Raw genomic sequence first — 25,368 nt, 5'->3', positions numbered from 1 at the left:
TTAACCCCCTAGTTAAGTGCTGTTTCACAGTGTCAGATACACTGATGTGATAACTTTACGCTCCTTCAAAAAAGCTTTACAGATCAGTTGAACAACGGGGTTAGCGTGGCAATTCGAGATAAAAAATTAATCAATAACATAGGTCTTCAGGTGGTCATCGCCATGATAATTGGTGCCTTAGTGGGCCTTTACATGGGAGAGGATGCCGCCATATTTGGGCCTCTTGGTACCCTCTTTATCCACCTGATTAAGATGCTGGTCATTCCCTTGGTCGTAGTATCCATTATCGCCGGCGCCGCCAGCTTAGGTGATAGCCCTTCTGCGGGTAAGATAGGTATCGGCACTTTTGCCTTCTTCATTATCACCTCAGGCGTTGCCGTCACGCTGGCACTGGTCATGGGAAATATTTTTAAGCCAGGAGCTGGCATAGACTTTAGCGCACAGGGTCAATCACTAACCCAAGTCACCGCAGAGCAAGGCGCACTTCCAGGCGCCATAGATACCTTGATTGGGATGATCCCGACTAATGTGTTTGAATCTATGAGCTCGGGGAATATTCTGCAGATATTGGTCTTCTGTATCTTCTTCGGTGTCGCATTAAGTAAAGTGAAAGGCGATGGTGCCAAGCCGATTATCAAAGGCCTCAATACCCTAGTAGAAGCCTTCGTATGGATGATCAATTGCGTGATGATCATCGCGCCTCTGGGTGTATTTGGTCTGATGGCTGAATCTGTGGGCTCATTCGGATTTCAGGCTCTAGAAGTCGTATTGAAGCTATTCCTTGTATTCGTTGTGGCAATTCTTATCTATGCCTTCATCTTTTTCCCCTTGGTGGTGAAGTTTTTCTCAAACGTCCCTGTGATGAAGTTTGTCTCGGCGATGAAGAAACCTCAAGCGATGGCTTTATCTACCGCGTCATCTATGGCGACATTGCCAGTCACCATGGAAACCTGTGAAGAGGAGCTCAATGTCTCCAAGGCAACTACAGCCTTCGTATTACCACTGGGCGCGACCATCAATATGACGGGGAACGCTATCTACTATGGCTTAGTCGCCATGTTCTTCGCTCAGATGTATCACGTCGATCTGACCATGACAGCCTATGCTGCCATTATCTTCACTTCGACACTGGGCGCCATAGGTCAAGCCGGTGTGCCAGGGCCCTCCTTCCTCGTTGTCGCCGTGCTACTTGCAGCCGGTATCCCGATTGACGGCCTACCACTATTGTTCGCATTGGACCGTATATTTGACATGATCCGTACCTCTCTGAACATTACAGGCGACGCAGTCTGCGCTGTAGTAATGGATAGATTTTGTCCAGAAAATAAGTAGTCTGAATCACAAATATTAGTCATAAATATAACTGACAAAAAAGCCCCTTTACCGAAACGTAAAGGGGCTTTTTATTTGGAACTAGTCGCGGGGTCATATCTAGCTTATGACTTATGACTCATACGTAGGATCTTAAGCAAAAACTCAATATCTACATGATTAACCAATGTTATTTAATAAATGTTGGAAGTTGTACTCATCTCATGATCAAATAGTAAGTGCGAACCACTAATCAAAAATGAGAGAGCACAAGATGAATTTTAACGCGATTCCTAAGCAACTGACAAGTGTTCTTAACTCATGCAACATCACTCAATTAGCCAAACAGTGTCATTTCATGCAGCGGATGCGCAACATTTCACCCATGCAGTTGGTGCTGGCAATCCTCAATACTTTGGGAACCAGAACCAATATTAACCTTGCTGATATTCATAAGAATTTATGCAGCCAACATGACATCGGGATCAACTATAAGCCCTTGCATAATAAACTAAAAAACCAGAGTTAACTCAACTGCTTAGGACTCTTGTCGAACAAGCCGCTAACGAGTGGCTACTCGAGTTAGTGCATAGAGTATTACCGAGTGAATACCCCTTTAAGTCGATAGAGGCTCATGATGCTAGCTCCCTCAAATTGCACATTGGTTTAACTAAAGAGTTTCCCGGCCGATTCACCAAGACTCACCCGGCAGCCATGGAGTGACACGTGACCACGGATTTGATGTCTGGTCATTACAATTATCTGGGTATTTCTCCCGATTCAGAAAGTGAGCGGCACTATAATCCCTTTGCTTATGAAATACAGGACACCTTGCTGCTCATGGACGCGGGTTACTTTAATATTGATTACTGCTATCAAGCAGACAAACACGGTGGTCATGTAATTATGCGAACCAATGGTAAAATTAATCCCGATATAAAAGCGGCTTTTGATAGCCAAGGACTTGCGATAGAAGGGTTAATCGGTAAAAAAATAAAGCAACTTAAATGGCATCGAGAGCAAATAATCGACCTCGATGTTCAGTGGAAAAGCAAGCCAGGAACTCATCGATTAATCGCCTTCTGGGATAGAAATAAATCGGCGATTGGTTACCTCATCACCAACCTAAAGCGAGCACAATTCAGCGCTGATAAAGTAAGTGAATTATATGGGTTGCGCTGGCAAATAGAATTATTCTTCAAGGAGTTAAAGTCCTACAGCGGTTTAAAAACCTTCAATACTCGAGATAAAAGCATTGCCGAAAGTCTCGTGTGGGCGAGCATGCTTACCTTACTATTAAAGCGCTTTATCGCGAGGGCGAGCGGCCTAATACACCAAGTGACTATATCTACGACAAAAAGTCGCACGGTGTGCAAACGATTGGCTGCCTGACATTTTAAAAGCACTGTTATCTGGACGTGAATACAGGATCAAAAAGACACTAAGGAAATGGTGCCGTTACTTCAGTGAGTATGCTTGCCGCGCTCATCCTAAAAGAGATAATCAGACGCTTTTTGTACAACTAACAGAAACTCATGGCTGAGAATGTATAACCCCTCATATTTAAAGGGCTACAGCTCCTTAAGGACTAACATATGACTCAGAGCTTAACTATTCTTATGAAATTGCCGAAAACTGGAGCCTAGATGCCCATGTCGGTTACAGCTATGGTGATGGCGCCGATCTCGACTGGGGTGAAGACTACCTTGATTACTCTATCGGTCTCTCGACAGAGTTGGCCGGTTTCGGATTATCCCTCGCCTGGCTGGAAACCAACCTAAGTGATGACAACATCATTAAGGATGGCGCATGGCAAAATGATGGCACCGTTCTATTCACCGCCAGCTATGGCTTCTAACTATTTATTGATTTATTGATTTATTAGTAAGGAAAAACCGCCATCAGGGCGGTTTTTTTATTTAACTGAATTAGATAAAACATATCACCATCCTTGATTGACTGCAGTCCTAAGGATTAATCATAGCCCATGAAAACCATATAACAAGTAACACCAAATGGTATTACACAGATACAGAGTCTCTATTCAAAGTGTGCACTGCAACACTTTAAAAATCTCAGCCACAAGAGTATTGTTATCTAATATAAAGTAACGAGATAAATAAAGACAGGATGACGACATGACAGCAACAGTATTGAAAGTGCTATTTATTGCAATAGGGATTTTTCTCGCTTATAAGCTCATCTTTAGCGGCAAGAAGGGACTGAAAATCTTCGAGATGCACTTTAAAGATGGAAGACTTAAATCTCACAAGGGCAAGATCCCGGAGAAATTTCAGAAGGACTGCCGAGCCTTAGCCAAATCTGAGAAGCTCACCTGCACAGTCAGATGTGAAAAGCTATCTGGTGCGATAAGACTGCATATTTCCGCCCATGTGAATGACACCATCACCCAGAGAATTAGAAACCTATTTCCCTTCGAATACTATGATAAAAAAATGGTCGACAATAGCCGCCAGGCTGGATAACTAAATCTTAAGACAGATCTAAGATCTGTCTACCAGCTTCAAGCTGCTCGGCTAATTTCGCTGCAGCCTGCCGTCTCTTCTGGCATCCTCAATCATGCGCTCATTATTTTCGATCATAGGATCTTGTATCACTTCCACAACATCTTGATTGGCACAGTCTTCGCTGTCGAGATCGAAATCAATATTGGTCGCGCAGGCTGAAATCCCCAACAAGGCAGTGATAATAAGTACACGTTTCATTAGATTAAGTCTCTTTATTAAGCTTGTGCTTATCTGTGTCTGACCCTGAATTTCGTTCGGCAACCTTCTCCATGCCCCATACCAGTAGTATGCCAGCAAGCAAGGCCACTACGGCCCAGGAAATGTGCGCAGCCTGTCCGGTTACTTGTTCAAAATGCATGGGTGAGAGGTTCTGCTCCAGCAGAGGTACCTGTTCACCGGCAGAGTTTTCACGCCAGGAGATCACCTCTTTCCAGGGCCAGATCTTCCCCAGAGTTCCCAGCATCAAGCCCGTTAAGAAGATGAGGGTGGCGTCGTGAAACTTAACCAGCAGTGCCGACAGAAGATGGCTGAATGTCAACAGCCCGAAAATACATCCACTGGCAAAGACGGCAAGCACGGCGATATCGAAATTCTTTACCGCGGCGAGCACGGGTGGATACAGGCCTAACAACAACAAGATGAAGCTGCCCGAAATCCCCGGAAGTAACATGGCGCAGATGGCGATACTGCCACCTATGAATATATTAAGGTAAGTCATCTCCAATGAGATGGGGTTGAGCATAGTGATCCCCCAGGCAAACAGCACGCCCAAGGTGAATAACACCATGCGGATCACAGAGAAGCCTTTTACCTGCTTGAGCATATGCACTACCGAGATCAAGATCAGGCCAAAGAAAAAGGACCACACAGGTATCGGATGATTGAGCAAAAGATAAGAGATCAACTTAGAGAGACTGAAAATACTGGTTAATATTCCACCGAAGACACACACCAAGAAAGGCCCGTTGATATGATTGAATGCACCTTTAATGCCTTGCTCCCTCACCACCTTGATCAAACTTGGATTGATACGGCGAATGCTGTCTAACAAGGTATCAAGAATACCTGTGATAAAAGCAATGGTTCCACCGGAAACGCCAGGGACCACATCGGCGGCGCCCATCGCCATGCCTTTTAGGTAGGTAAGCAGGTATTTCAATTTTCAGCCTTATTTAGTTAAATGGTATAACGTTTTTCTGTAGAGGGATTATACGATTGATGATCCGCTAAAGGGAAATGAACTTTGTTTCATTTAGGCTAAATTGGCTCGCTGAGGCTAAATTAGTCTCCGAAAAGACCACTATCCTTGGGCCAAACCGCTATTGACTAAAAATCAACTTGTTAGTTTTTTGTTATCCATATAGTCTAAACTCATCCGACCAGGGGCCTAAGCTCCAGTATCCTATAACAATAAGGCCAGATAAAGATGACACAGCAAAGACCCACCAAGGTGATGGCGCTCTACAACAAGGTCACCCGCTTCCCCTTCGGCAACAAGATATTCTCAGCAATGGTGTCTAGAATGGCTCCCTACTTTGGCACCATCAAGCCGCTGATCACTAACCTAAGACCGCATTACTGTGAATGCTTCATCAAGAAACGTCATGCCGTGCATAATCATATTAAGACCGTCCATGTCATCGCCATCTGTAATGGGCTAGAGATGGCGATGGGCGTAATGGCTGAAGCCTCTATTCCCCAACACTTAAGATGGATACCCAAAGGCATGAGCTTAGACTACACGGCTAAGGCTGGTAGTGACATACGTTGTGTCGCCGAAGTAAAGCCCGAGCAATGGGTCGAGGGAGATCTACTGGTTGCGGTTACCGCCTATGATGAAAACGACATCATAGTCGTCCAGGGACACATTAAACTTTGGATCTCGGCTAAGCCACCCAAGTCCTAATGAGCTAAAACCCATGAGCTGCATCCAACTCATCGATTATCGAAGTAAGTAACAAGCCTAGCGATCACCTTCAAAGTGATCGCTAACTCCTCTTCAGATATTCCCTCCATCGCAGCTGCGCTCCAATCAGGCAGCAACATAGTTTTGAGCAGCTGGGCCCCAGCAGGACAATTTGATACTTACTTCTATCTACTACAAGCTCTTGAATTAATTGCTGGCGGCTGCAACCTGTTTTACTTGGACAGAACGCTCTTGCTGGTCGAAAACTATCGGCTATAAAACCTAATCCTGTTCAAATTAGTAAAATTGCTTAAAGTTTGACTTATGCCATAGAAGCAACCGCTGATAACCTGTATTGTAAATACATATTATTAGCGTTAGCTAACTTTGGATAAACATAGATTATGGAACAACATCACTATTTTGTAATTGCTAGAGCCATTCATGTTTTAGGGGTTGTGCTTTGGATTGGAGGAGTGGCGTTTGTTACCACCATTTTACTGCCTGCAATTAAGCAGCTCACCTCACCAGAGAAACGACTCGCACTTTTTGAGCAGTTAGAGAGTAAGTTCTCTTTTCAAGCCAAGTTTATCACCTTAGCGACAGGGATCTCTGGCTATGTGATGTTAGATATTATCAATGGTTGGGATCGCTACCTCTACCCACAGTTTTGGTGGATGCACCTAATGACATTAGTTTGGGGGATTTTTACCTTAGTCCTCTTTGTATTAGAACCCCTTTTCTTACATCAGTGGTTCCATAAAAAAGCAGCCCAAGATAGTGAAAAGACCTTCAGAATAGTTCACATCATGCACATTTTTTTGCTGAGTTTAAGTCTCATTGCCGTTGCAGGCGCAACGGCAGGATCACATGGTTATACTTTTATATATGGATGAGGAAGATACAGAGATCTATGAATTAGAAATAGAATTTTTCTGATAAACTCGATGTTTTGATTTAAGTAACGCCCCATGAATTCAAGAATTAAAATTGGCGGTATGCTAGTCTTTTTAGTGCTAGTCGCTGCGGGTGTGATCTCAGAAAGACTGCCACTATTTACCATAGTCACTTACCTTAGCGTCAGTATCATAACTTTTATTGCTTATGCTCGGGATAAGTCTGCCGCCCGAGATGGACGTTGGCGAACCAAGGAGAGCACCTTGCAACTACTGGCCCTCTGCGGCGGTTGGCCTGGGGCCATCATAGCTCAGCAAAGCTTGAGGCATAAGTCGCAGAAATTAAGCTTTAGAATAGGACTGTGGTGCATGATAGCGCTAAACAGTGCAGGCTTCATTTGGCTTATTTCCCCACAAGGACAAGCATTTACCCCAATATTTTAGCTAAAAAAGTTTTAGAACAGTGCATTTTAGAAAAATAAAAGGCGCACAAGGCGCCCTTAGTCATCACCCTAAACTGAGTATTAGTTCACCGTGACATTGGCTGAACCCGACTCACCAGCACGTTTATTCCCCTTTTGTATATTTATACTAGTACCAATAATAACTATCGACTCTTTACTACTCTGCCAGTAACCAAGCAAAGTTATATCGTGAACGCTAGAATCTGAAAACCTTGCCCTAGCGGTATACTTTACTTGCGTTCCCGCGGGAGTCACAAAGTCTAGCGGCGCCATTTCTAAACTTTCAATGACTGTACCTGTCACTCCTGCATTAGCGACCCCAGACATACCTCCAAATGCTGCAGTAACTATCACATCGCCCGGTGTAAGAGCAGTAGCATGGCCCGCCATATCACCTGACTCGACAATAACGGCAACGGCTTTAAAGGCTTGGGTTAAGCCCACTAAGGTCTCAGCTTGCCCTGGCTCGATGGTCAGTGAGAGTCCCAAGTTAGGGACTCTCACTCTTAAAAAATAACATCGCACTTAGCGATATCACAAAGCTATTAAAATGGCCGAGATGTTGCAACTGATTTACATCAAACAGCCACCAGCCTAATTAATATAAAAGTTAGAGTGCAACATATCAAAACCATACCAGGTAACACCTGCCGACTTATCACCTTAATTATTAACAGCTTAGGTATTTGCGTGCCATGCCCGTAATTTAGGTGCACTGTCAGTTATAAATCTAAGGATGCCCGGATACAAAGTTTCTTTACCCAATACCCGGCAATCAGTACCATTGGGAAAATTCAATCAAGAGATCCATTTCATGAAAATGCTTTTAGCCATAGTCGTCATTGCCGGCGTCATCTTTTATTTCTTTACCTCGATGAACAACCAAAAAGTATCTAAGGAAAATATTGAACTAGGCAAGGCTTTCTTAGCGGAAAATAAAAATGCAGCAGGTGTGGTCGAGACTCTGTCGGGTCTTCAATATAAAGTATTGAATAAGGGAGACGGCGAGATCCATCCGAAAGCCAGCGATACCGTTACCGTCCATTATCACGGCACCTTGATCGATGGCACAGTATTCGATAGCTCAGTGGAACGCGGTGAACCTATTGCCTTTGCCCTTAATCGTGTGATCAAAGGTTGGACCGAAGGTGTGCAACTGATGGTTACCGGAGAGAAGGTCCGCTTCTTTGTTCCAAGTACCTTGGCCTATGGCAATCGTTCGACGGGTAAGATTTCTGCAGGCTCGGTGCTCATTTTCGATGTAGAGCTTATCAGCATAGATTGAATAGGAAAAGTAGGGCGATTGCTCCCCCTCATGATGGCGAATACTGCTGATTAGTTGGCTGTAGCGGCTAGATCTTAGCCGCTCGAAACCCAAAGTTAGAACTCTAAAGTTAACAGCCTAAAATCAAGCTTCATATCCGAAAGGATCATCGATGGAATGCATTGGCCTGGTGAACCACACTGCGCCTTCCTTTGTCATGTAGAAGTGATCTTCATGACGCACACCAAACTCGCCGGGGACACATAACATGGGCTCGTTACTGAAACACATGCCCGCAGCCAAAGGCGTCTGGTCATTAAGCACCAGATAAGGCCATTCATGAATGTCTAAGCCGATACCGTGACCGGTTCTATGAGGCAAGCCAGGTACATTGTAACCTGGGCCAAAACCTGCGGCCTCAAGCACATCACGGGCCGCCCTATCGACACTGGCACAGGGGGCGCCAATCTTAGCCGCCTCAAATGCCGCAAGCTGAGCATCTTGCTCATGTTGCCAAATCTCACGTTGGCGATCGCTCGGTTTACCGAACACGAAGGTACGGGTGATATCTGAGTTATAACCTTGCAGCTGACAACCTGTGTCGATAAGCACAGTGTCGTTTTGCTCAAGCGCTTTAGGCGACTTGACCCCATGAGGGTAAGCACTGTCTTCACCGAATAACACGATACAGAAGTAAGAACCGGCAGGAGCACCCACAGCCTTGTGAGCATCATAGATAAAGGCTTCAACTTCACCGACTGTGATACCTTCTCTCAAGATACGTGCCACCGCTTTATGTACCTCAAGAGTCATGTCCTTAGCGCGTTGCAACAAGCTAAGCTCGGTATCCGATTTGATCATGCGACAAGCCGCAGTCACAGGCTTAGCATTGACATAATCGAACTGACTATGAGCCAGGCGGACACCATCGAAGATGAAGAAGGCTGCAGACTCATCGATACCAACGTTGCCGCTATTGATGTCCATCTGCTTGAGCACTTCACCGAACAAGGCGTATGGGCTCTCGTCTTCATGCCAGGTATTCACCTTACCTTCGATAATCATATAGCCTAAAAGCGTATCGACCTCGAATGCCGGAGCGATATATTCCAGTTCGCCAACGGCAGGAATGATGGCGCCAACCATACGCTCACTGGCATACCAACGAGTACCCGTATAGTAATAAAGATTAGTACCCGCGTTGATGTAGATGGCTTCGATTCCCTGAGCTTTCATCAGCTCCTGGGCCTTCTCGATACGTGCACTAAATTCACTCTTGGAGATAGGCCTAGTGCCCTTGGTCATATCGCTCAGTTTTGCCAACTCTTGCATTGCGGTCGAACCGCCCACGCCTAAGGTCATAGGGTTACCCTTTTATATATTTATCTAAGATTCAAAGCCGAATGCCTTGCCAGATATTATGTCTTGTTCGGCTCCAATACTTGCCTCGAAGTGAGACAGTAAGCCGATACTGAAAGTAAAGCTACTTTTAGCATAAAATATACAAAGGGTCAGTAGAAATATTTTCAGAATAAGAGACTAGGTTATTCCCTTTTAAGTCAATGAAACGCAGAAGTGGAAACACTGAGAGCCTCACGCAGTGCGGCTGATGTTTAAAGCAAAGGGCAAAGTCCTTTATGCTAGGTTGAATGTTCTCGATATACGACTGCATGGTCTATTTTGTTTCATACAAAATAAGACATTTCCCTGACCCATAGGGATATGGGAAATGTCTTTAAAGCGTATGGAACGCTTAAGACCCTGGAGGTCAGATGCAGGAGGTACGAGCCCATGGACGGGTGAAGGTAGAATAATGCCGGAGCAATTATCGAGAGTAACGCAGGAGCAGTTACCGAGGAGCAATATATAGACCTTGCCTACAGCGCTTTGAACTCCCGCTGAATGATCAGATACTTACTCGGAATGGTATAAGAGTTTGCTTTGGTTTAATTTCCACCAAGATATCAAGATCAGCTGAATCCCAATAAACGGAATACAGATAATGAGTAACACTTGCCAACCGAGTTGATGTATGACCCAACCGGCACTGAGAGAGGCTATAGCCTGGGAGCCAAATACTAAGGTGTCATTGAACGCCTGAACCTTAAAACGCTCATTGGGACGATAACAACGGGGCAGTAACACAGTTCCGCCCACGAATAACAGGTTCCAGCCTAAGCCTAGCAATACCAGGGCGGCCCAATAGTTGAACACATCATGACCCATCAAGGCCGTCACTACGGTGACAAAATAAGCCAACATACCTGCGAGCATCATCTTAGACACCCCAAATTTTGCCACCAAATAACCGGTAAACAGAGACGGCAGATACATGGCGATGATATGGCTCTGAATCACCCATTTAATGTCGGCTAAGGAGTGATGCTCTATATGATGCATATGCAGAGGCGTCGCCGTCATCACGAAACTCATCATGGCAAAGCCTATCATGGCCCCGGCAATCGCGACCCAAATTTGCTCCTGATTCAATATGCTCTTTAATGGCCTAATATCTCCCAAAGCCTCAATGTTCACTCGAGATAACGCAGAGCTATCCTCTCGATAGAAACACAGTGTCAATCCAGCGAGCAGGCTCACCATGGTCAAAAAAAGGAAAGCCCCGACATAAGGGATCTCGATTAAATCCCCACCCAACACAGCAAGCTCAGGGCCCAAAAATGCGGCGACCAAACCGCCCAATAAGACTCTCGATGTGGCCTTAGCGCCCAATTCAGGCGCCACCGACTCCATCGCCGCGAAGCGGTATTGCTGGATAACTGCGCCGGCAGACCCGAGTAGAATGCCGCTGAAACAAAAGAGCTCAAAACTCTGCTCTTGAACCGCATAGGCTGCAACCAATCCAGCCACTCCCGCCACTACCGAACCGCCGATAAACACTTTCTTTCGTCCAAATCTGCGCATCAGTTGAGTCACAGGCAAGATAAAGATGGCAACACCGACCACCATAGATGCGATAGGCAGAGTCGCTAATATGGGACTAGGAGCAATCTCGGCACCTATGATCCCACCCAGCAGCATCATCATAGGTGCGGCGCTCATGGCAAAGGCCTGCGCCAAGGTAAGCACCCACACATTAAAGGGCATTTTCATTTCCATTAAAAATCTGTGATAAACCTAAATTCATCTGCTCTAATCTAATTGATTTTTCGACACATGTAACAAGTATTATGTTTCAAAGTTTACATCTCTTTCCTCTTTGAAGCAGGTAATTCATACACTCACACTTCCCACGGACCACTTCAACTGAGATAATCGGTCATAATATCGCAAATTTTCATTTTAATAAGAGTAATGCTGACTCATAGTGTCTAATGATACCTAAGCATGAGTGAGTAAACACCGGAGTATTTATGTCTCAATCAATTGCCGCACGACTCGATGCGGTTCGCAGTGAGATGGCCAAAGCCAACCTCGATGCCTTTATTGTCCCCCGCGCCGATGAATACTTAGGCGAATATGTTCCCGAGCGTAACGAGCGCATGCAGTGGATCAGTCACTTCACCGGCTCCGCCGGCATGATCATCATCCTCAAAGAAAGTGCGGCTATTTTTGTCGATGGTCGATACACAGTTCAGGTCAAGCTGCAGGTCGATGGTGAGCTTTTTCAATACATGAGTCTGACCGATACACCTCAAATCCAGTGGCTGGCAGCAAGCTTAGGTAGCGATGCCCGCATAGGTTACGATCCTCGCCTGCATCCATTAAGCTGGCAAAAATCGGCTGAAAGCCAACTAAACAAGGCACAAATGACCTTAGTTGCCGTCGATGACAATCCTATCGATCTTCATTGGCAAGACCGCCCCTTAGCCTCTAACGCTGCGGCGATCCTCTTCGATGAGAAACGTGCGGGTAAAAGCAGTCAACAAAAACGTCAACAGATTGCAGCGATTGTGGCTGAATCCGGCGCAGACATGGCCCTTATCACTTCACTGGATTCATTCTGCTGGTTACTGAATATCCGTGGTAATGACGTGCCTCGCCTGCCCGTTATTTTGGGCACAGCCCTATTAACGGCTAATGGCGACATGACCCTGTTCACCGATGTAGAAAAACTCCCGGCAGGGACATCTGAGCATGTTGGCTCAGGCGTTAGTTTCAAAGCCGAAAGTGAGCTTAAGGATGCGCTTAAGGAACTTGCAGGCGTTAAGCTACTTGCCGATCAAAATTCGAGCAACGCCTGGTCTCAGCTAATCGCAGAACAGGCTGGTGCGATACTCATCCCAGGTTTCGATCCTGTGTCCCTGGTCAAGGCACAGAAAAATACTACCGAGCTGGCAGGCATGCGTGCCTGTCATATTCGTGACGGCGTCGCAGTCAGTCGCTTCTTAGCCTGGTTAGACATGGAAGTAGAGTCCGAAAACTTTCATGACGAAGGCGTACTGGCCGACAAGCTGGAGAGCTTTCGCTTAGAAGATGAGCTTTATAAAGAGCCTAGCTTCGACACCATCTCTGCCGTGGGTGCAAACGCCGCCATGTGTCATTACAATCACAATAATGGCATTCCGGCAACCATGACCAACAACAGCATATATTTGGTTGATTCAGGCGCTCAGTACCTAGATGGCACCACAGATGTCACCCGAACCATAGCCATTGGCCAAGTCACTAGCGAACACAAGAAGATGGTCACCTTAGTGCTTAAGGGTCATATCGCACTGGATCAGGCTAAGTTTCCTCGCGGCACCACGGGCCAGCAATTAGACGGTTTCGCGCGCCAATACCTATGGCAACATGGATTCGATTATGATCACGGCACAGGCCATGGCGTAGGCCACTTCCTCAATGTCCACGAAGGTCCGCAGCGCATAGCTAAAAACAGCAATGATGTCGCCCTGCTACCAGGAATGGTGGTCTCTAATGAGCCGGGCTATTATCGTGCCGGCGAGTTTGGCATTCGCCTCGAGAACCTTATTACCGTCCGTCCATGTGCAGCCTTAGCAAACGCCGAAAGAGAGATGTTTGAATTCGATGTCTTGACACTGATACCCATGGACTCACGCCTCATAGATAAGAGCCTGTTAACTGATGCCGAACTCAACTGGTTCAACGATTACCATCAGCTGGTATACAAGACACTTGCTCCCTTGATGCAAGGCTGTGAGCTGAACTGGCTAGAAAATGCCACTAAGGCCATTTAGTTTATAAAACCATAAAAAAGCAGGCTAGCTATGCCTGCTTTTTTATGGGTCTTCAAAACTAACTAAATACTATAGCCAGACACACTATCCTTAGATAATTCGGCGGAGACCTGATTACTGGCTTTATCTCTGCCGGTGCCGGTGCCAACCTCGCTAACATCAGCATTGGATTTACTGACTTTTTTATGGGCTTTAAGCCAACGCATCAGGTCGGTGAATGGTTTAGGTCGGCAAATTAAAAACCCTTGTAAGCGTAAGTTATCAAATTGTTCGAGATAGTTAAGATCCCTCAGGTCTTCGACTCCTTCGGCTACCAGTTTAATCCCAAGTTTGTTACTGATCTCTTGTAAGGATTTTAGAATCGTTTGTGCTAGAGGGTCATGATGGATCCCCCTCACAAGACTCATGTCTAATTTCAATTCGCTGATGGGTAAACGACATAACTGAGTGAGATTAGTATATCCGGTGCCGAAGTCGTCGATGGCCACCCCGAAATTATGTAAGCGTAATCGACTGATGCTCGTATATTGACTCTGCTCACTCAATGCTTGGTTCTCGGTGATCTCTATGGTGAGTTGCGATGTTTCCATTTGATTATCATGGCAATACTTTAGCAATCGATTGGGCCAGCTGGCCTGATTCAGTTGGCTGGGGCTCAGATTTATGGAGAGGCTGCAATTAACGCAGGAGTCATCTTGGCTTATCAGCTTCCATTGTGGCAAGGCCTTCTCCAGTAACTTTTCAGTCAAATCGTTGAGCAGATTATGAGATTCGGCTAGTTCAAGAAAGCTTGCGGGCGAAAGCAGTTGCAGCTTATTGCCCAACTGAATACGACATAAGACTTCAAACCCGACAATGTTTCTCGTTTTGGCTTCTATCTGAGCTTGAAAATATGGGACCACCTTATTGTCATTCAAGACCCGATGTAACTCATCGAGAGAGATGGAGACAGGCTTAGGTGCCAGATCTGATTCCATCATAAATAGTCGCTCGATACACAGCTGAAGCTGCTTAGTCGAAACAGGCTTAGTTAATGCTCCTAAGAGGCGAAGCCTTGAATTAATTACGATTTTAGCAGCCGCTTCTATGATACGGCTTTCCATCGCAGACGCTATGATGACACCGCCCCTATAACCTATGTCACTTAGCTTCATCAAGAGTTCGATACCATCCATATTTGGCATGTGTAGATCGACGACAACAATCTGATAGTCTTTGGCATACTTGGTCAAAATTTTAATCGCCGAGCCAGCATCTGTGCAATATTCCACCCGATTAACATCGAGTTGCATCAGGTATTCGCGCAGAACTCGGCAACACGTTATGGAATCATCGATAACGAGTACATTGATAGACATATTAGTTCTCTAGTGAGATAGCGATGAGCAGAGAAATACTGCGGGAAGAAACTGAAATCCAAATGAGACAAGCAGAAAAACGTGAAAATAAATCAGTTGGAATATGACAAATCATCCCTTTCAATGCACAATGAGAAAGTGCCATATAGCCTCCATGCGTTATATCAAGCCTACTGACCACTGACCAGAGTACGAGTCTAGTCTAATCTAATAGTCTAATAGTCTAATAGTCTAATAGTCTAATAGTCTAATAGTCTAATAGTCTAATAGTCTAATAGTCTAATAGGATAAATAGGATAAATAGGATAAATATGAATCCAATTAAAGCCTAGTCCAAAGCCTCAAGCTGTCAAATCCTTGGTCTTTTCTGTCTATATATCGGCTCAAAAAAAAACCAAAGAAAGCCAGTGTGGGGCTGATATAGAGCAGAAAATGATATGCTGTTAAAACTGACTAAAAATTGCTATACTCCGCCGCCGCGAATTATTCGTGGTTTAGGCGTTCACTGCCTGATGGATAGAGAAGATTACCTGCGTATGGTCAGGTGAATGAACAAGTTGAATAGAGGCCCCAAGATGAGATTTGAATCTTTTAGTTTTGCTCCCGAGATTTTGCGCGCTATCTCTGAATGCGGTTATCAAGAAATGACGCCTGTTCAGCAAGAAGCCATACCGGCGATCCGCCGTGGTCAGGATGTCTTAGCCAGTGCTCAAACCGGCACAGGAAAAACGGCCGCCTTCGCACTGCCTATCCTGCAGAAAATGTTCGATAACCCGATGCCGACACAGAGATCGAATACTCGGGCACTGATCCTCACACCGACACGTGAACTTGCCGCTCAGATCGCCGACAACATCAGTGATTACAGCAAGTATATCGATGTCTCAGTATTGACCATCTATGGTGGGGTTAAGGTAGATAGTCAGGCACAGAAACTTAAGCGTGGCACTGACATCATAGTGGCAACGCCGGGCCGCCTGCTCGAGCACCTTCAAGCCTGTAACTTAAACCTGTCTAATGTCGAATTTTTGGTGTTGGACGAAGCAGACCGCATGTTAGATATGGGCTTTATTAGCGATATCCAGAAAATAATGCAGGCCGTCAACAAGCAACGTCAGAATTTACTCTTCTCGGCGACATTCTCCAGTGCCGTGAAGAAACTGGCTAACGACATGTTAGTCAAGCCTAAGCTTATCAGTCTCAACAGCCAGAACAGCACAGCTGACACAGTGAGTCAGGTCGTCTATCCTGTCGAGCAGCGCCGCAAGCGCGAGCTACTCTCCGAGCTTATCGGTAAGAAAAACTGGCAACAGGTACTCATCTTTACCGCCACACGTGATGCCGCCGATAAGCTAGTTAAAGAGCTCAACTTGGATGGTATTACTTCATCTGTGGTCCATGGTGAGAAGGCTCAGGGCAACCGTCGCCGCGCCTTAAGAGAATTTAAAGAGGGTAAGGTTCGCGCCTTAGTCGCCACCGAAGTGGCGGCTCGCGGCCTTGATATTCAAGATCTCGAATACGTAGTTAACTATGACTTGCCTTTCCTTGCCGAAGATTACGTTCACCGTATTGGTCGTACCGGCCGTGCGGGTAAATCTGGCGTGGCCATCTCTCTGGTGAGCCGTGAAGAAGAGCGCACCCTATACGATATCGAAACCTTGATCGGCAAGAAACTGCGCCGTATCACCATCCCGGGATATGAAGTCGGTAGCCGAGACATGCTAATCAAGCAACTTCAGAAGCGTCGTAGCTTCGGCAAGAAGCAGCAGCGTGAAGATAACGCCGGTGCTCAGGTCGTCGGTGAGAGAAACATGCAAGGCCGTCGAGTAAAAGTGAAAAACTCTTCTAACAGACCGGCTACCAAGATCAAGAAAATCCGCTAAGACTTAAGGGATATAAGTTGATGACTAGTTATAATCAGGCCCTCATCGAAATCACTCAAGCAGGCCTTGCAGCGCTCGAAGAGCGCAGCAAGAGCAAGAATGTGGTTAAAACGGCCGCGGCCGAGAGTCACTTCCTGTGTAATTGGATGGTTCAAGCTCTCAAGGAGCGACGCTTCTCTAAGTTGATCGCCAAAGAACTAACCCAGTGGATCCGTGATGCCCGCAGCATGGGCGCCGCCGCGCAACTTACCTCAGTATTGCAACGCATAGAAGAGCAATATCTCGCAGCAGCACAAAATCAGGCCGTAGGTACATCCCTAAACGCCATGTTAAGTGAGCTTAAAGAAAATGACTGGGTCATTATCTTAGATTCTGCAGTCACCACTAAGCTAAAGCTAGATAGCAGTGGCCAAAACAGCTTAGTGATCTCAGTTGAGCAGTATGATGGACACATAGACGGCGACAAGTTGACTAAGGCCATCACCCTCTATGTCCGTGCTAATGAGCAAGAGTTGGCAAGAATTGCAGCCAAACACGGTTTACTGCTAAGCCAAGGCAATAAGAAAGCTAGCCTCATTAAGCATCATAAGGCCTATCGAGTCTTCCCCGATAACAAGGGGCCAGCCATGGCACTTCTTGTAGAAAAAAATGGGTAGAATTAGCTAGCTAATCGATTTACTCAAGATATTAACAAGCACCTTAGGGTGCTTTTTTAATGTCTCTCTTATAGCCGCACTAACGCTCCCCAATATCTCGAACGGTTAAGAATCAAACCTTGCGGCAGACCATACCGTCCCCTCCCTTCTGAGTAACACGACCTGAGTACCACGACTAAATTCGATGCCAGCTAATTCTGGCTCCACCAACACACAATGTTGCTGCTGATACTGGTCTTTGACTAAGGCCTCACTGGGATTCCCCTTAATCGCACAGCCTATGGTTACGGTGCCAACACTGCCGAGCAAACCATCGATAGACACGGCAACGGAGCCATTCTTGGGTAATATTCTGGCGACGAGTGCACCGACATAGCGACAAGATAAGGCAGTAAAGAAGAGTGCGATGGGCAGAGTGACACTCTGAGGCAACAGCTCATTGCTGATTGCCATTGAGAGATAATGGCTAATATAACCCGTGATTGAAAAACTGATCAACACCAGCACAAACCAGATAAGTAATGGCAACCTATCCAGGCAAAGCCAAGCGGCAATCTCGGTTAAGCCACTCACTTCGTTGGGACCCACTCCATGGGAGCCAACATCGACATCGCTGGGCGCCCAATCATCCAGAGCCCCCACTAGGCTGTAGCCAATGCACAGCGACAGTGCTTCGAGCACACCGAGTATGAGTACAAGCGCAAGAGAGAGTGTAAAAGGTAAATTAGCTTGGGTGAGCATAAAGTCCACCATAGTCGCCTCCATGTGTATTACCGCATCCATTTTATTGAAACTTAACGTGATTAATGAACTAAGCTTGTTCAACAATCCGTATTGTTTAAAATAATAGCAAAACAAAAACAATATAGAAACAACATGTAAACAATATAGAAATGTTACTAGGATTAAAGGTTTTCGGCACTGCTGAAGATTGAGTGATAACATAACGCAAGTGAAAATTTGATGAAGAGCCAGCATGACACACTCACCGAGTACGCCCCATTACCTGCGTTTAACGGAACACTTTCAGAAAATCGCCCACTTCGAACATCTTAGTGTCTTAGTGTCTTAGCGTCTTAGGTGATTGGGACCAGGCCACCATGATGCCTATTGGCGGCAGCGAAGGCCGAGGTGCCGCTATGGCCGAACTGGCTCGGCATATTCATGAGCTAAAAACAGATTATTTTATCGAAACCCGTATCGAACAGGCTGAAGAGGAGCTACTCGATAGTCAGCAAATGTCTAACCTCAGGGAGATCCGTTATCATTTCATGCAGGCCAATGTCGTTCCCGCCGATCTTGTTCAAGCTAAAACACAGCTAGCCTACCGCTGCGAACATGCTTGGCGTGTTCAGCGAGCCAATAATGACTGGCAAGGGTTCAAGCCTCTCTCAGATCCAGCCCAAGATACGCAAGCACCTAAACAGCCAACTCACCATAGGTGAATTAAATCACTGTTAGGCATAGATACCCGAGATGATTACCGTAATGGAGACAAGTTTGGGGGCCAGTCGACGAACTGCTGGCCCAAGGTGACATAGCTCAGGTTTTCGATTGGCTCGACAAGAACATCTGGTCTCAGGGTTGCTTATTGACCACCGAAGAGCTAGTTAAACACGCCACAGGAGAAACCCTAAACCCTAAATTCTTTAGGCGTCATCTAGAGCAAAGATACCTAAAATAACGTATCATACGGGGATAAATTAGCCGGCCAGGGTAAAATGATGCGCCTGCGAAATATCGACTCTGGAGACTGGGCGAGTATCCTCTTGATTCAGGAGGAGTGTTACCCTGAAATAGCGCCAGAGTCTCTGAGTGTGTTACAGAGTAAATGGCAATTATCCCCACGAAGCTGCTTCGTCATAGAGGCGGACAAACACGTGGTTGGATACTGCCTGGCACATCCCTGGACGCTCGGCTCGCCCCCCTCACTGGAACAAGTGGTCAGCCAGGTTAAGCAGGCCGATACCTTGTATCTGCATGACATAGCCCTATCGGCAGACGCTCAGGGAAAAGGCGCCGGACGCGCCATTTTCGAAAAGCTGGTAACATTGGCTCAGCAGCTCTCATTTAACAGTATCTCCTTAGTGGCCGTCCAAGGCGCGAGTAGTTACTGGGAAAAACAAGGCTTCGTGCTGCAGTCCATCGATAAAAGTTTGGAAACTTATACTGCGGATGCCTGTTATATGGTCTTGAAGCTATAGGCATATGACAGTGTTATTAGAAGTTTTATCAGCTTGAATAAACACTTAGTACAAGAGAATCAATAGAGAAAATTATGGCAGTAAGAGTAACGTACAAATATAACAAACAAGCGAAAGAGATCAACTTTACTTACGACAAGCATCATGATATCCATGAGGCCATTGCAGCCGCAGAAGGCGTCGACCTTACCCGCTACCATATGATGGAGCAGCAAGTCGCCACGACATCGAAAGGCTCTGCAGCAGCCCGAGACTTCAGAGATAAAGAGTTCGCTCGTATGGGCTTTAGCGATATCTATTACATTAAAGATGACCCAAAAGCCAAATAGCTTTAGCTTAGAACTTAGAGCTAACAACGACAAACTGAATGTGAGAGTGGACACGAAAATGACCAAGAGCTCAATGCCAAACCGAGAACACGCTAACTTTCCTCGAGCGGGATTCTTTCGCCGCTGCGGCGCTGCCGCCTATGATCTTCTACTCGCGGTAGCCGTCTATATGATAGCCGGCGCCATAGGTTTTGGCGTGTTTACCGCCCTCACCTCTTCAGGCCTAATAGACATGGGGACCTATGAGCATGTATCAGATTTGCTCAATAGCGTCTCGCTTTACCAGGGGATATACCAGCTCTGGATAGCTCTTTGTGTGGGTTTGTTTTACATCTCCTTCTGGAGCTATGGCGGTCAAACCTTAGGCATGCGCGCCTGGCGACTGAAGATCCAACACCCGAACGGCCAATGCCTGAGTATGATCACAGCCTCGGCTCGCCTGGTATGGTCTCTGTTAGGAATTGGCAACCTGTGGATCTTGATCAACGGCGATAACCTTTCTTTGCAAGATATGATGACTCGCTCCGAAGTCGTAGTGCTGTCGAAAGAAGCCAACCAGATGCGTAACTGGCGCGGCGTTTAACGCTATAAAAAGATATTAGCTGTAAGTGGTAAGTGGTAAGTGGTAAGTGGTAAGAAATCCTAGCTCGAAGATTTTATCTTATGCCACTTACAGCTAAAAACTTACCAGTCTACACTCAGCTTTCTTTTGCATTCCTTTACTCTAGCCGGCTGCAACTGCTAGAAACCTGCTTCCCTTATGCCGGTGCCATTTTCCCTCATATTACCTACAAGATAATCCACCGATAAGCTTCAATTTCGATCGTCTGTTTTGCAACGGCATCCCTTCATGTACTAGCAGCCAAGCTGCTCTCAGGCATAGTTCAGAAACCAGTGCTCGAAACCATAGCCCAGAAGCCTTTATAGGCCCTCTTATCGCCCCAGATTCAAACGCTAGGACCATAATTAGTTACCGTTAGTATGTGTAAGCCGACAATTATTTAGAGGGATAAAACCACAGATATCAATGGTCATACAGGAGAACTCAAGAGGGAAGTTCCTGGTTTGCTTATCTAAAGGCATAAAAAAATCCGCAGCTAAATTAGCTGCGGATTTTTTATATTTAAAAGATGGGTCAAGCCTTGCTAATCTGAACGCTATCTCTCTTTATAAGCGGGCTTAATCACTACAGCCTAGTATCTTTTAAACTGAGTAGAATAACTCATGCTTAGTAAGTCGCTTCACGCTTCTTAGCTTCTGCATCCCACTTAGGCAGTTCAGTCTTCTTGAACTCTGCTTTATCGGCATTCATCTTCTTCATATCCATGCCCATGGCAGCTTGTGCCTTAGCCTTGGTAGAAGTGTCAGGGTATGAGATCGGCTGTTTAACACCTTTCTTAGCAAGCAGTTGCGCTAGCTTAACACGAGCATTAGCCGCCTTATCTACCGCTGTACCTAAGATACGCAGGGCTTCAGTCGGAGCGTGAGCCGCAACACCGTGAGAGGCTGTCGCATAATCCCAGCGCCACTGTGCATGACGAATATCGGTAAGAATTGGCTTCATCTCGGCTGCAGTAGCACCGGCTTCCCAAGCCGCACCAGCCTCGAAGTGTGCCTTAACCAATTGACCTTCCGCTGCCATCTTAAGTTCTTGAACTTTCGCCTTGCGCTGATTAGTCAGATCGACCATGAACTCTTTGCTCTGTTCATGACAAGTACCACAAGTTTCTTCGAAGCGATCGAATGGGTTCCCCACCTTGTGATCGGTATACTTACGGCCTTCGGCATTTTTGACTTTAGGCATGTGACAATCGGTACAACTTACATTGTTCTGCCCATGTACGCCAAGCTTCCAAGTTTCATAACCAGGATGCTGTGCTTTCAACATAGGTGCCTTAGAGATCTTGTGAGTCCAATCAGAAAACTGAATCCCATCATAATAGGCTTCGGCTGCATCTACGGTCATGCCTTGATCCCAAGGGAACTTAACAAAACCTTTCTTATCTTTAGTCTTCTCGAAGTAGTATTCGACATGACATTGGCCACAGACCATAGACTGCTTATCTTTACGAGAAGCTTCATCGAATGGCGTACCAATCGTTTCCATGGCGCGCTCGGCGAAAGGACGAGAGATACGTAACTTAGACTTACCGCTCACATGACAATCACTACAACCGATAGTGTTGACGATTTCGGCGCCGCCTTTGTACCACTTACCCGTAAAATAACCGTCTTCCCCTTGCTCTTCGATCATGCGAGGTACATCCGGGCTCTTACAAGACCAACATGCCATAGGCATTGGACCATCTGCATCAGACTTAGGTGCGCCGGTACGCAATGTATTACGAACATCGGTTATCGCATACATATGGCCACGGGCCTTGTTATAATCTTTAGCGAAGCCATAACCCGCCCACAAAACCACTAGGTTTGGATCGGCTTCCAGTACATCGATAATCTCTGTGCTCTCAGAAGTTTCATGCCAGCTGTTATACTGCTTAGAAAACTTATCTTTATACACTTCGTTTCTAGGCTCAGTTTTAGTATCTGCCATCACGCCGGAAGCCATCAGGCTCCCTGCAACCATTGCACTTAGGACAAAGGATTTTTTAGTTAATGTTCTCACCATCTCATCTCCGTGTTACTTTTATAATAGTCTTAATAACCACATCATCTCCAAGGTCAAAGTTAGCCTCTTAACATTTTTTTAAATATACCCCTAAGTGAGTATCCGATGTAAAGCTTGCGGTAGATCAAAATGTAAACGTGTTGTTGTTCACACTTCTAGCTATTTGTTAACAGCTTTAAGTGATAACTAAATTAGAACAACTTAAATCCCGAGTCTAACGGATAGACTATTCAAAGTAATTTAGTGAGTTTTTAACTAATGAAAAAAAGCAGTTTAACGTCGACCATTTTGGGTCTAATGTTAACTTTAATATTATTATCGAGTGGGCTGTCAACCTTCTCCATCATCAATTTATCCTACAGTCTTGGAGACGCCAGAACCATCAACGCATCCGGTTCTTTGCGAATGCAGAGCTACCGCTTAATGTTTTATGTAAACTCAGGCAGCAAAAACTCCTTGCAAAAGATAGAGGAGTTTGAAAACACTCTCTATTCAGATGCACTTAAACGTTCGCTCGACTGGAAAACCCCCGACGAAATCGGAGAGCAATATCTTCTGGTTATTCACAAATGGAAGGTGATGAGATCATATATCGAGGAGAAAAATTCACGCCTCTACGCCGCCGCACTGAAAGACTTTGTCGATACTATCGATCTACTGGTGCTGGAAACTGAGCACTACGCCGCATTCAAATTGAAATTGTTAACCGTGAGCCAAATTATCGGGCTGGCCTTAATGTTGTTTATCGCTTTCATCGCGGTACGTTTCACCAAACGAAAAGTGGTCGCGCCCCTCAATCAGTTAATGGAATCAGCCAATACCATCTCCAAAGGAAACTTCGATGTAGAGATGCCTAAATCTGAGTATATTGAACTCAGCGCCTTAAGTAATGCATTCCAATCTACGGCCAAAGAGCTGTCGACCCTCTACCGAGACTTAGAGAGTCAGGTAAAGGATAAAACATTAGCCCTGACGCGCAGTAATAACGAGTTAACCCTCTTATACGATAACTTGGTTATGCTCCATTCGGGTAAGCTCGAAATTAGCAGCTTGAAAACTGCACTTAACCAACTAAGAGCCCATGAACCTGAGACATTTCTTCGTCTGGTGATAGTGCAAGACAATGAAGAAGAATTAGTCATAGAGGCCGACGGCGGTTGGCCTCTGAAACCGAATCTCAAGACCCATTTCCCGCTTAAGTTTGAATCCAATAAGCTGGGTTACTTAGAGGCTAACTCCAGCGAGGAGCCCAATTATCAACTGTTCGAAAATTTTGCCATCATGTTGGCTCGCTCGATAGTCATCTATAATGCCGGAGAGCAGAGACAACAACTCGCACTCATGGAGGAACGAGGCGTCATAGCCAGGGAGTTGCATGACTCCTTGGGTCAAATCCTCTCTTTCTTAAAGATCCAAGTCAGCCTGCTGTCTAAAGGGCTGGACAGTGCTTGCCGCAGCCCCCAGGTCGAACAGCAGATAGCTGAAATCAACGAAGGGGTAAATACCGCCTATGTGCAATTAAGAGAACTGTTATCGACCTTTAGGCTGACCGTCAAGGATCCAAACCTGCACCACGCCATCGAAGCCATGTTAGAGCAGCTTAAAAGCCAATCCAACGCTAACATAAGCTTAGATTATAAATTGCCCATGCAACTGCTCGGCGCCCATCAACATATCCATGTGTTGCAATTAACCCGAGAAGCGACGGTTAACGCCATCAAGCATGCCCAAGCAGATCACATTAACATTCGATGTTTTAAAGACTCAGATACCCATGTCACCATCACCATCAGTGATAATGGTGTCGGCATAGATAGGGTTAAAATACGTGATCAGCATTTCGGCATAGGCATTATGCATGAGCGTGCGAGTCGCTTATCGGGTATAGTGGAGCTCAGCGGCAATCCCGAAGGAGGAACCACAGTAACACTGACTTTCCCTCCTGAGCAGGAACCAAGCTAGATAAATGATTAACTTGATATTTTTCTTTGTATTCAATACAAGGCATAAGAAAACACCCTTGCAGGAGGCGCTTTAAAAAATGGGTAAACCTTACTCAGTGCTCGTTGTCGATGATCACCCGCTATTACGCCGCGGCATTTGCCAATTAATCACTTCTGACTCAGATTTCACCCTCTTTGGTGAGGCGGGAAGTGGATTAGATGCCCTGTCGGCTATCGAAGAAAATGAGCCGGATATCGTGCTACTCGATCTCAACATGAAAGGCATGACTGGATTAGATACCTTAAACAGTCTGCGTCAGGAAGGGGTCACCTCCCGCATCGTAATTCTCACGGTTTCCGATGCCAAACAGGACGTCATTCGTCTGGTTAGAGCCGGTGCAGATGGTTATCTATTGAAAGATACTGAGCCCGACCTCCTATTAGAGAAACTCAAGCAAGCCATGCAGGGGCATAGAGTGATCAGCGAGTCGGTCGAGGACTACCTCTATGAGCTCAAAGATGCAATCGATGAAAAGGACTGGATCGATAACCTGACCCCCAGAGAGTTACAGATCTTGCAACTCGTGGCCCAGGGAATGAGTAATCGTACGATCTCGGAGCAATTGCATATCAGCGAAGGCACGGTCAAAGTTCACGTGAAGAATCTATTGAGAAAGGCCAATGCCAAATCGAGAACCGAGATGGCAGTTAGATACCTCAGTCAATAACCATTTCAAATCGAAAAAGGCAGCCTATAGCTGCCTTTTCTATGGGTGTTCAATTTGAGGGGAAAGCCTCTAACGAGTCTCGTCGAGAAACTCTCGCCAGCTCAATAATG

Annotated in this window: 27 protein-coding genes and 1 pseudogene; 20 read left to right on the top strand and 8 right to left on the bottom strand. The window is 45.9% G+C overall.

All coding sequences use genetic code 11. The features are described 5' to 3' along the window. Positions 1-105 precede the first annotated feature (105 nt). The 6 genes and pseudogenes from KT99_RS14370 (at position 106) to KT99_RS14350 (ending at position 3,797) form a co-directional block, all read left to right on the top strand. A complete protein-coding gene (locus KT99_RS14370; RefSeq protein WP_005501362.1) occupies positions 106-1,332 on the top strand; it encodes a dicarboxylate/amino acid:cation symporter in 1,227 nt (408 codons plus the stop codon). Between the two features lie 253 nt (positions 1,333-1,585). After that, the gene (locus KT99_RS14365) at positions 1,586-1,840 is read left to right on the top strand and encodes a hypothetical protein (RefSeq protein ID WP_005499203.1); all 255 of its coding nucleotides are present in this window, start codon (positions 1,586-1,588) and stop codon (positions 1,838-1,840) included. A 56-nt stretch (positions 1,841-1,896) separates the two neighbouring features. Continuing rightward, positions 1,897-2,034, top strand: a complete 138-nt coding sequence (locus KT99_RS22080) for a hypothetical protein (RefSeq protein WP_005496481.1) — start codon at positions 1,897-1,899, stop codon at positions 2,032-2,034. Positions 2,035-2,037: 3 nt separating this feature from the next. Then, positions 2,038-2,703 (top strand): IS4 family transposase, encoded by a 666-nt coding sequence (locus KT99_RS14360; protein ID WP_040572038.1) that lies wholly within the window; start codon positions 2,038-2,040, stop codon positions 2,701-2,703. Positions 2,704-2,911: 208 nt separating this feature from the next. Then, positions 2,912-3,169 (top strand): annotated as a pseudogene (locus KT99_RS14355) (TorF family putative porin); the annotation flags it as partial. A 280-nt stretch (positions 3,170-3,449) separates the two neighbouring features. Next, on the top strand, positions 3,450-3,797 hold the full coding sequence (locus KT99_RS14350; RefSeq protein WP_005501359.1) for a DUF3634 family protein: 348 nt from the start codon (positions 3,450-3,452) through the stop codon (positions 3,795-3,797). A gap of 51 nt (positions 3,798-3,848) precedes the next feature. On the opposite strand, the gene KT99_RS14345 is transcribed toward KT99_RS14350, so the two are convergent. Both KT99_RS14345 and KT99_RS14340 read right to left on the bottom strand, forming a co-directional pair. Beyond that, positions 3,849-4,037, bottom strand: coding sequence for a hypothetical protein (locus KT99_RS14345; RefSeq protein ID WP_005501357.1), 189 nt, complete (start codon positions 4,035-4,037; stop codon positions 3,849-3,851). A gap of 4 nt (positions 4,038-4,041) precedes the next feature. Then, positions 4,042-4,998: a DUF368 domain-containing protein gene (locus tag KT99_RS14340; protein ID WP_040572037.1), complete on the bottom strand. Its 957-nt coding sequence runs from the start codon at positions 4,996-4,998 to the stop codon at positions 4,042-4,044. A 267-nt stretch (positions 4,999-5,265) separates the two neighbouring features. Here KT99_RS14340 and KT99_RS14335 point away from each other — a divergent pair, with 267 nt between their 5' ends. The 3 genes from KT99_RS14335 to KT99_RS14325 all read left to right on the top strand — a co-directional run bounded on the left by KT99_RS14335 (position 5,266) and on the right by KT99_RS14325 (position 7,085). Beyond that, complete coding sequence (locus tag KT99_RS14335) at positions 5,266-5,745, top strand: hotdog fold domain-containing protein (protein WP_005501353.1); 480 nt, start codon at positions 5,266-5,268, stop codon at positions 5,743-5,745. A gap of 404 nt (positions 5,746-6,149) precedes the next feature. Next, entirely contained in the window at positions 6,150-6,641 is a 492-nt protein-coding gene (locus tag KT99_RS14330) for a hypothetical protein (RefSeq protein ID WP_005501351.1), read from the top strand. A 75-nt stretch (positions 6,642-6,716) separates the two neighbouring features. Beyond that, positions 6,717-7,085 carry a DUF1294 domain-containing protein gene (locus KT99_RS14325; RefSeq protein ID WP_005501349.1) on the top strand — a complete coding sequence of 123 codons (369 nt, stop codon included), beginning with the start codon at positions 6,717-6,719 and terminating at the stop codon, positions 7,083-7,085. 80 nt (positions 7,086-7,165) lie between these two features. On the opposite strand, the gene KT99_RS14320 is transcribed toward KT99_RS14325, so the two are convergent. Then, positions 7,166-7,594 (bottom strand): hypothetical protein, encoded by a 429-nt coding sequence (locus KT99_RS14320; protein ID WP_040572036.1) that lies wholly within the window; start codon positions 7,592-7,594, stop codon positions 7,166-7,168. Between the two features lie 325 nt (positions 7,595-7,919). On the opposite strand from KT99_RS14320, the gene KT99_RS14315 reads away from it, so the two are divergent. Continuing rightward, positions 7,920-8,390 carry an FKBP-type peptidyl-prolyl cis-trans isomerase gene (locus KT99_RS14315; RefSeq protein ID WP_005501340.1) on the top strand — a complete coding sequence of 157 codons (471 nt, stop codon included), beginning with the start codon at positions 7,920-7,922 and terminating at the stop codon, positions 8,388-8,390. A 123-nt stretch (positions 8,391-8,513) separates the two neighbouring features. Here the strand turns inward: KT99_RS14315 and KT99_RS14310 are convergent, their stop codons facing one another. Together KT99_RS14310 and KT99_RS14305 are read right to left on the bottom strand one after the other, a co-directional pair. Then, positions 8,514-9,731 (bottom strand): M24 family metallopeptidase, encoded by a 1,218-nt coding sequence (locus KT99_RS14310; protein WP_005501338.1) that lies wholly within the window; start codon positions 9,729-9,731, stop codon positions 8,514-8,516. Positions 9,732-10,283: 552 nt separating this feature from the next. Then, positions 10,284-11,474 (bottom strand): MFS transporter, encoded by a 1,191-nt coding sequence (locus KT99_RS14305; RefSeq protein WP_050774368.1) that lies wholly within the window; start codon positions 11,472-11,474, stop codon positions 10,284-10,286. Between the two features lie 266 nt (positions 11,475-11,740). Here KT99_RS14305 and KT99_RS14300 point away from each other — a divergent pair, with 266 nt between their 5' ends. Beyond that, entirely contained in the window at positions 11,741-13,528 is a 1,788-nt protein-coding gene (locus KT99_RS14300) for an aminopeptidase P family protein (RefSeq protein WP_005501333.1), read from the top strand. A 62-nt stretch (positions 13,529-13,590) separates the two neighbouring features. Here KT99_RS14300 and KT99_RS14295 read toward each other — a convergent pair whose 3' ends face one another. Continuing rightward, complete coding sequence (locus KT99_RS14295) at positions 13,591-14,886, bottom strand: EAL domain-containing response regulator (RefSeq protein ID WP_083804855.1); 1,296 nt, start codon at positions 14,884-14,886, stop codon at positions 13,591-13,593. A 575-nt stretch (positions 14,887-15,461) separates the two neighbouring features. Between KT99_RS14295 and KT99_RS14290 the strand changes: the two genes are divergently transcribed. Together KT99_RS14290 and KT99_RS14285 are read left to right on the top strand one after the other, a co-directional pair. Further along, positions 15,462-16,769 (top strand): DEAD/DEAH box helicase, encoded by a 1,308-nt coding sequence (locus KT99_RS14290; protein ID WP_040572045.1) that lies wholly within the window; start codon positions 15,462-15,464, stop codon positions 16,767-16,769. Positions 16,770-16,789: 20 nt separating this feature from the next. Next, positions 16,790-17,425: a DUF2913 family protein gene (locus tag KT99_RS14285; protein WP_005501329.1), complete on the top strand. Its 636-nt coding sequence runs from the start codon at positions 16,790-16,792 to the stop codon at positions 17,423-17,425. Positions 17,426-17,530: 105 nt separating this feature from the next. On the opposite strand, the gene KT99_RS14280 is transcribed toward KT99_RS14285, so the two are convergent. After that, positions 17,531-18,208, bottom strand: a complete 678-nt coding sequence (locus tag KT99_RS14280) for an OB-fold-containig protein (RefSeq protein ID WP_005501328.1) — start codon at positions 18,206-18,208, stop codon at positions 17,531-17,533. A 317-nt stretch (positions 18,209-18,525) separates the two neighbouring features. On the opposite strand from KT99_RS14280, the gene KT99_RS21755 reads away from it, so the two are divergent. The 5 genes from KT99_RS21755 (at position 18,526) to KT99_RS14260 (ending at position 20,541) form a co-directional block, all read left to right on the top strand. Then, positions 18,526-18,870: a hypothetical protein gene (locus KT99_RS21755; RefSeq protein WP_005501327.1), complete on the top strand. Its 345-nt coding sequence runs from the start codon at positions 18,526-18,528 to the stop codon at positions 18,868-18,870. A 74-nt stretch (positions 18,871-18,944) separates the two neighbouring features. After that, positions 18,945-19,109, top strand: coding sequence for a hypothetical protein (locus KT99_RS22335; RefSeq protein ID WP_198402027.1), 165 nt, complete (start codon positions 18,945-18,947; stop codon positions 19,107-19,109). Positions 19,110-19,149: 40 nt separating this feature from the next. Next, a complete protein-coding gene (locus KT99_RS14270; RefSeq protein WP_040572034.1) occupies positions 19,150-19,629 on the top strand; it encodes a GNAT family N-acetyltransferase in 480 nt (159 codons plus the stop codon). A gap of 74 nt (positions 19,630-19,703) precedes the next feature. Next, positions 19,704-19,958 (top strand): DUF2960 domain-containing protein, encoded by a 255-nt coding sequence (locus KT99_RS14265; RefSeq protein WP_005501325.1) that lies wholly within the window; start codon positions 19,704-19,706, stop codon positions 19,956-19,958. Between the two features lie 73 nt (positions 19,959-20,031). Continuing rightward, a complete protein-coding gene (locus tag KT99_RS14260) occupies positions 20,032-20,541 on the top strand; it encodes an RDD family protein (protein ID WP_086017599.1) in 510 nt (169 codons plus the stop codon). 645 nt (positions 20,542-21,186) lie between these two features. Here KT99_RS14260 and nrfA read toward each other — a convergent pair. After that, on the bottom strand, positions 21,187-22,587 hold the full coding sequence (gene nrfA / locus KT99_RS14255; RefSeq protein ID WP_040572032.1) for an ammonia-forming nitrite reductase cytochrome c552 subunit: 1,401 nt from the start codon (positions 22,585-22,587) through the stop codon (positions 21,187-21,189). Between the two features lie 258 nt (positions 22,588-22,845). On the opposite strand from nrfA, the gene narQ reads away from it, so the two are divergent. Then, positions 22,846-24,549: a nitrate/nitrite two-component system sensor histidine kinase NarQ gene (narQ, locus tag KT99_RS14250; protein ID WP_040572031.1), complete on the top strand. Its 1,704-nt coding sequence runs from the start codon at positions 22,846-22,848 to the stop codon at positions 24,547-24,549. A gap of 79 nt (positions 24,550-24,628) precedes the next feature. After that, a complete protein-coding gene (locus tag KT99_RS14245; RefSeq protein WP_005501315.1) occupies positions 24,629-25,258 on the top strand; it encodes a response regulator in 630 nt (209 codons plus the stop codon). Positions 25,259-25,368: the final 110 nt, after the last annotated feature.

It is taken from the genome of Shewanella benthica KT99, assembly GCF_000172075.1.
GTDB lineage: Bacteria > Pseudomonadota > Gammaproteobacteria > Enterobacterales > Shewanellaceae > Shewanella > Shewanella benthica_A.
The sequence above is the reverse complement of the archived record's forward strand: the minus strand, read 5'-3'. Positions and strand labels throughout refer to the sequence as shown.

What these genes read in the sequence shown, in the direction of transcription:
- KT99_RS14325 (WP_005501349.1), top strand. Translation starts at nt 6,717, where the DNA reads ATGAATTCAAGAATTAAAATTGGCGGTATGCTAGTCTTTTTAGTGCTA.
- KT99_RS14305 (WP_050774368.1), bottom strand. Translation starts at nt 11,474, where the DNA reads ATGCCCTTTAATGTGTGGGTGCTTACCTTGGCGCAGGCCTTTGCCATG.
- KT99_RS14280 (WP_005501328.1), bottom strand. Translation starts at nt 18,208, where the DNA reads ATGGATGCGGTAATACACATGGAGGCGACTATGGTGGACTTTATGCTC.
- KT99_RS14290 (WP_040572045.1), top strand. Translation starts at nt 15,462, where the DNA reads ATGAGATTTGAATCTTTTAGTTTTGCTCCCGAGATTTTGCGCGCTATC.
- KT99_RS14245 (WP_005501315.1), top strand. Translation starts at nt 24,629, where the DNA reads ATGGGTAAACCTTACTCAGTGCTCGTTGTCGATGATCACCCGCTATTA.
- KT99_RS21755 (WP_005501327.1), top strand. Translation starts at nt 18,526, where the DNA reads ATGATGCCTATTGGCGGCAGCGAAGGCCGAGGTGCCGCTATGGCCGAA.
- KT99_RS14260 (WP_086017599.1), top strand. Translation starts at nt 20,032, where the DNA reads ATGCCAAACCGAGAACACGCTAACTTTCCTCGAGCGGGATTCTTTCGC.
- nrfA (WP_040572032.1), bottom strand. Translation starts at nt 22,587, where the DNA reads ATGGTGAGAACATTAACTAAAAAATCCTTTGTCCTAAGTGCAATGGTT.
- KT99_RS14295 (WP_083804855.1), bottom strand. Translation starts at nt 14,886, where the DNA reads ATGTCTATCAATGTACTCGTTATCGATGATTCCATAACGTGTTGCCGA.
- KT99_RS14345 (WP_005501357.1), bottom strand. Translation starts at nt 4,037, where the DNA reads ATGAAACGTGTACTTATTATCACTGCCTTGTTGGGGATTTCAGCCTGC.
- narQ (WP_040572031.1), top strand. Translation starts at nt 22,846, where the DNA reads ATGAAAAAAAGCAGTTTAACGTCGACCATTTTGGGTCTAATGTTAACT.
- KT99_RS14270 (WP_040572034.1), top strand. Translation starts at nt 19,150, where the DNA reads ATGCGCCTGCGAAATATCGACTCTGGAGACTGGGCGAGTATCCTCTTG.
- KT99_RS14265 (WP_005501325.1), top strand. Translation starts at nt 19,704, where the DNA reads ATGGCAGTAAGAGTAACGTACAAATATAACAAACAAGCGAAAGAGATC.
- KT99_RS14310 (WP_005501338.1), bottom strand. Translation starts at nt 9,731, where the DNA reads ATGACCTTAGGCGTGGGCGGTTCGACCGCAATGCAAGAGTTGGCAAAA.
- KT99_RS14315 (WP_005501340.1), top strand. Translation starts at nt 7,920, where the DNA reads ATGAAAATGCTTTTAGCCATAGTCGTCATTGCCGGCGTCATCTTTTAT.
- KT99_RS14365 (WP_005499203.1), top strand. Translation starts at nt 1,586, where the DNA reads ATGAATTTTAACGCGATTCCTAAGCAACTGACAAGTGTTCTTAACTCA.
- KT99_RS14330 (WP_005501351.1), top strand. Translation starts at nt 6,150, where the DNA reads ATGGAACAACATCACTATTTTGTAATTGCTAGAGCCATTCATGTTTTA.
- KT99_RS14350 (WP_005501359.1), top strand. Translation starts at nt 3,450, where the DNA reads ATGACAGCAACAGTATTGAAAGTGCTATTTATTGCAATAGGGATTTTT.
- KT99_RS14285 (WP_005501329.1), top strand. Translation starts at nt 16,790, where the DNA reads ATGACTAGTTATAATCAGGCCCTCATCGAAATCACTCAAGCAGGCCTT.
- KT99_RS14300 (WP_005501333.1), top strand. Translation starts at nt 11,741, where the DNA reads ATGTCTCAATCAATTGCCGCACGACTCGATGCGGTTCGCAGTGAGATG.
- KT99_RS14335 (WP_005501353.1), top strand. Translation starts at nt 5,266, where the DNA reads ATGACACAGCAAAGACCCACCAAGGTGATGGCGCTCTACAACAAGGTC.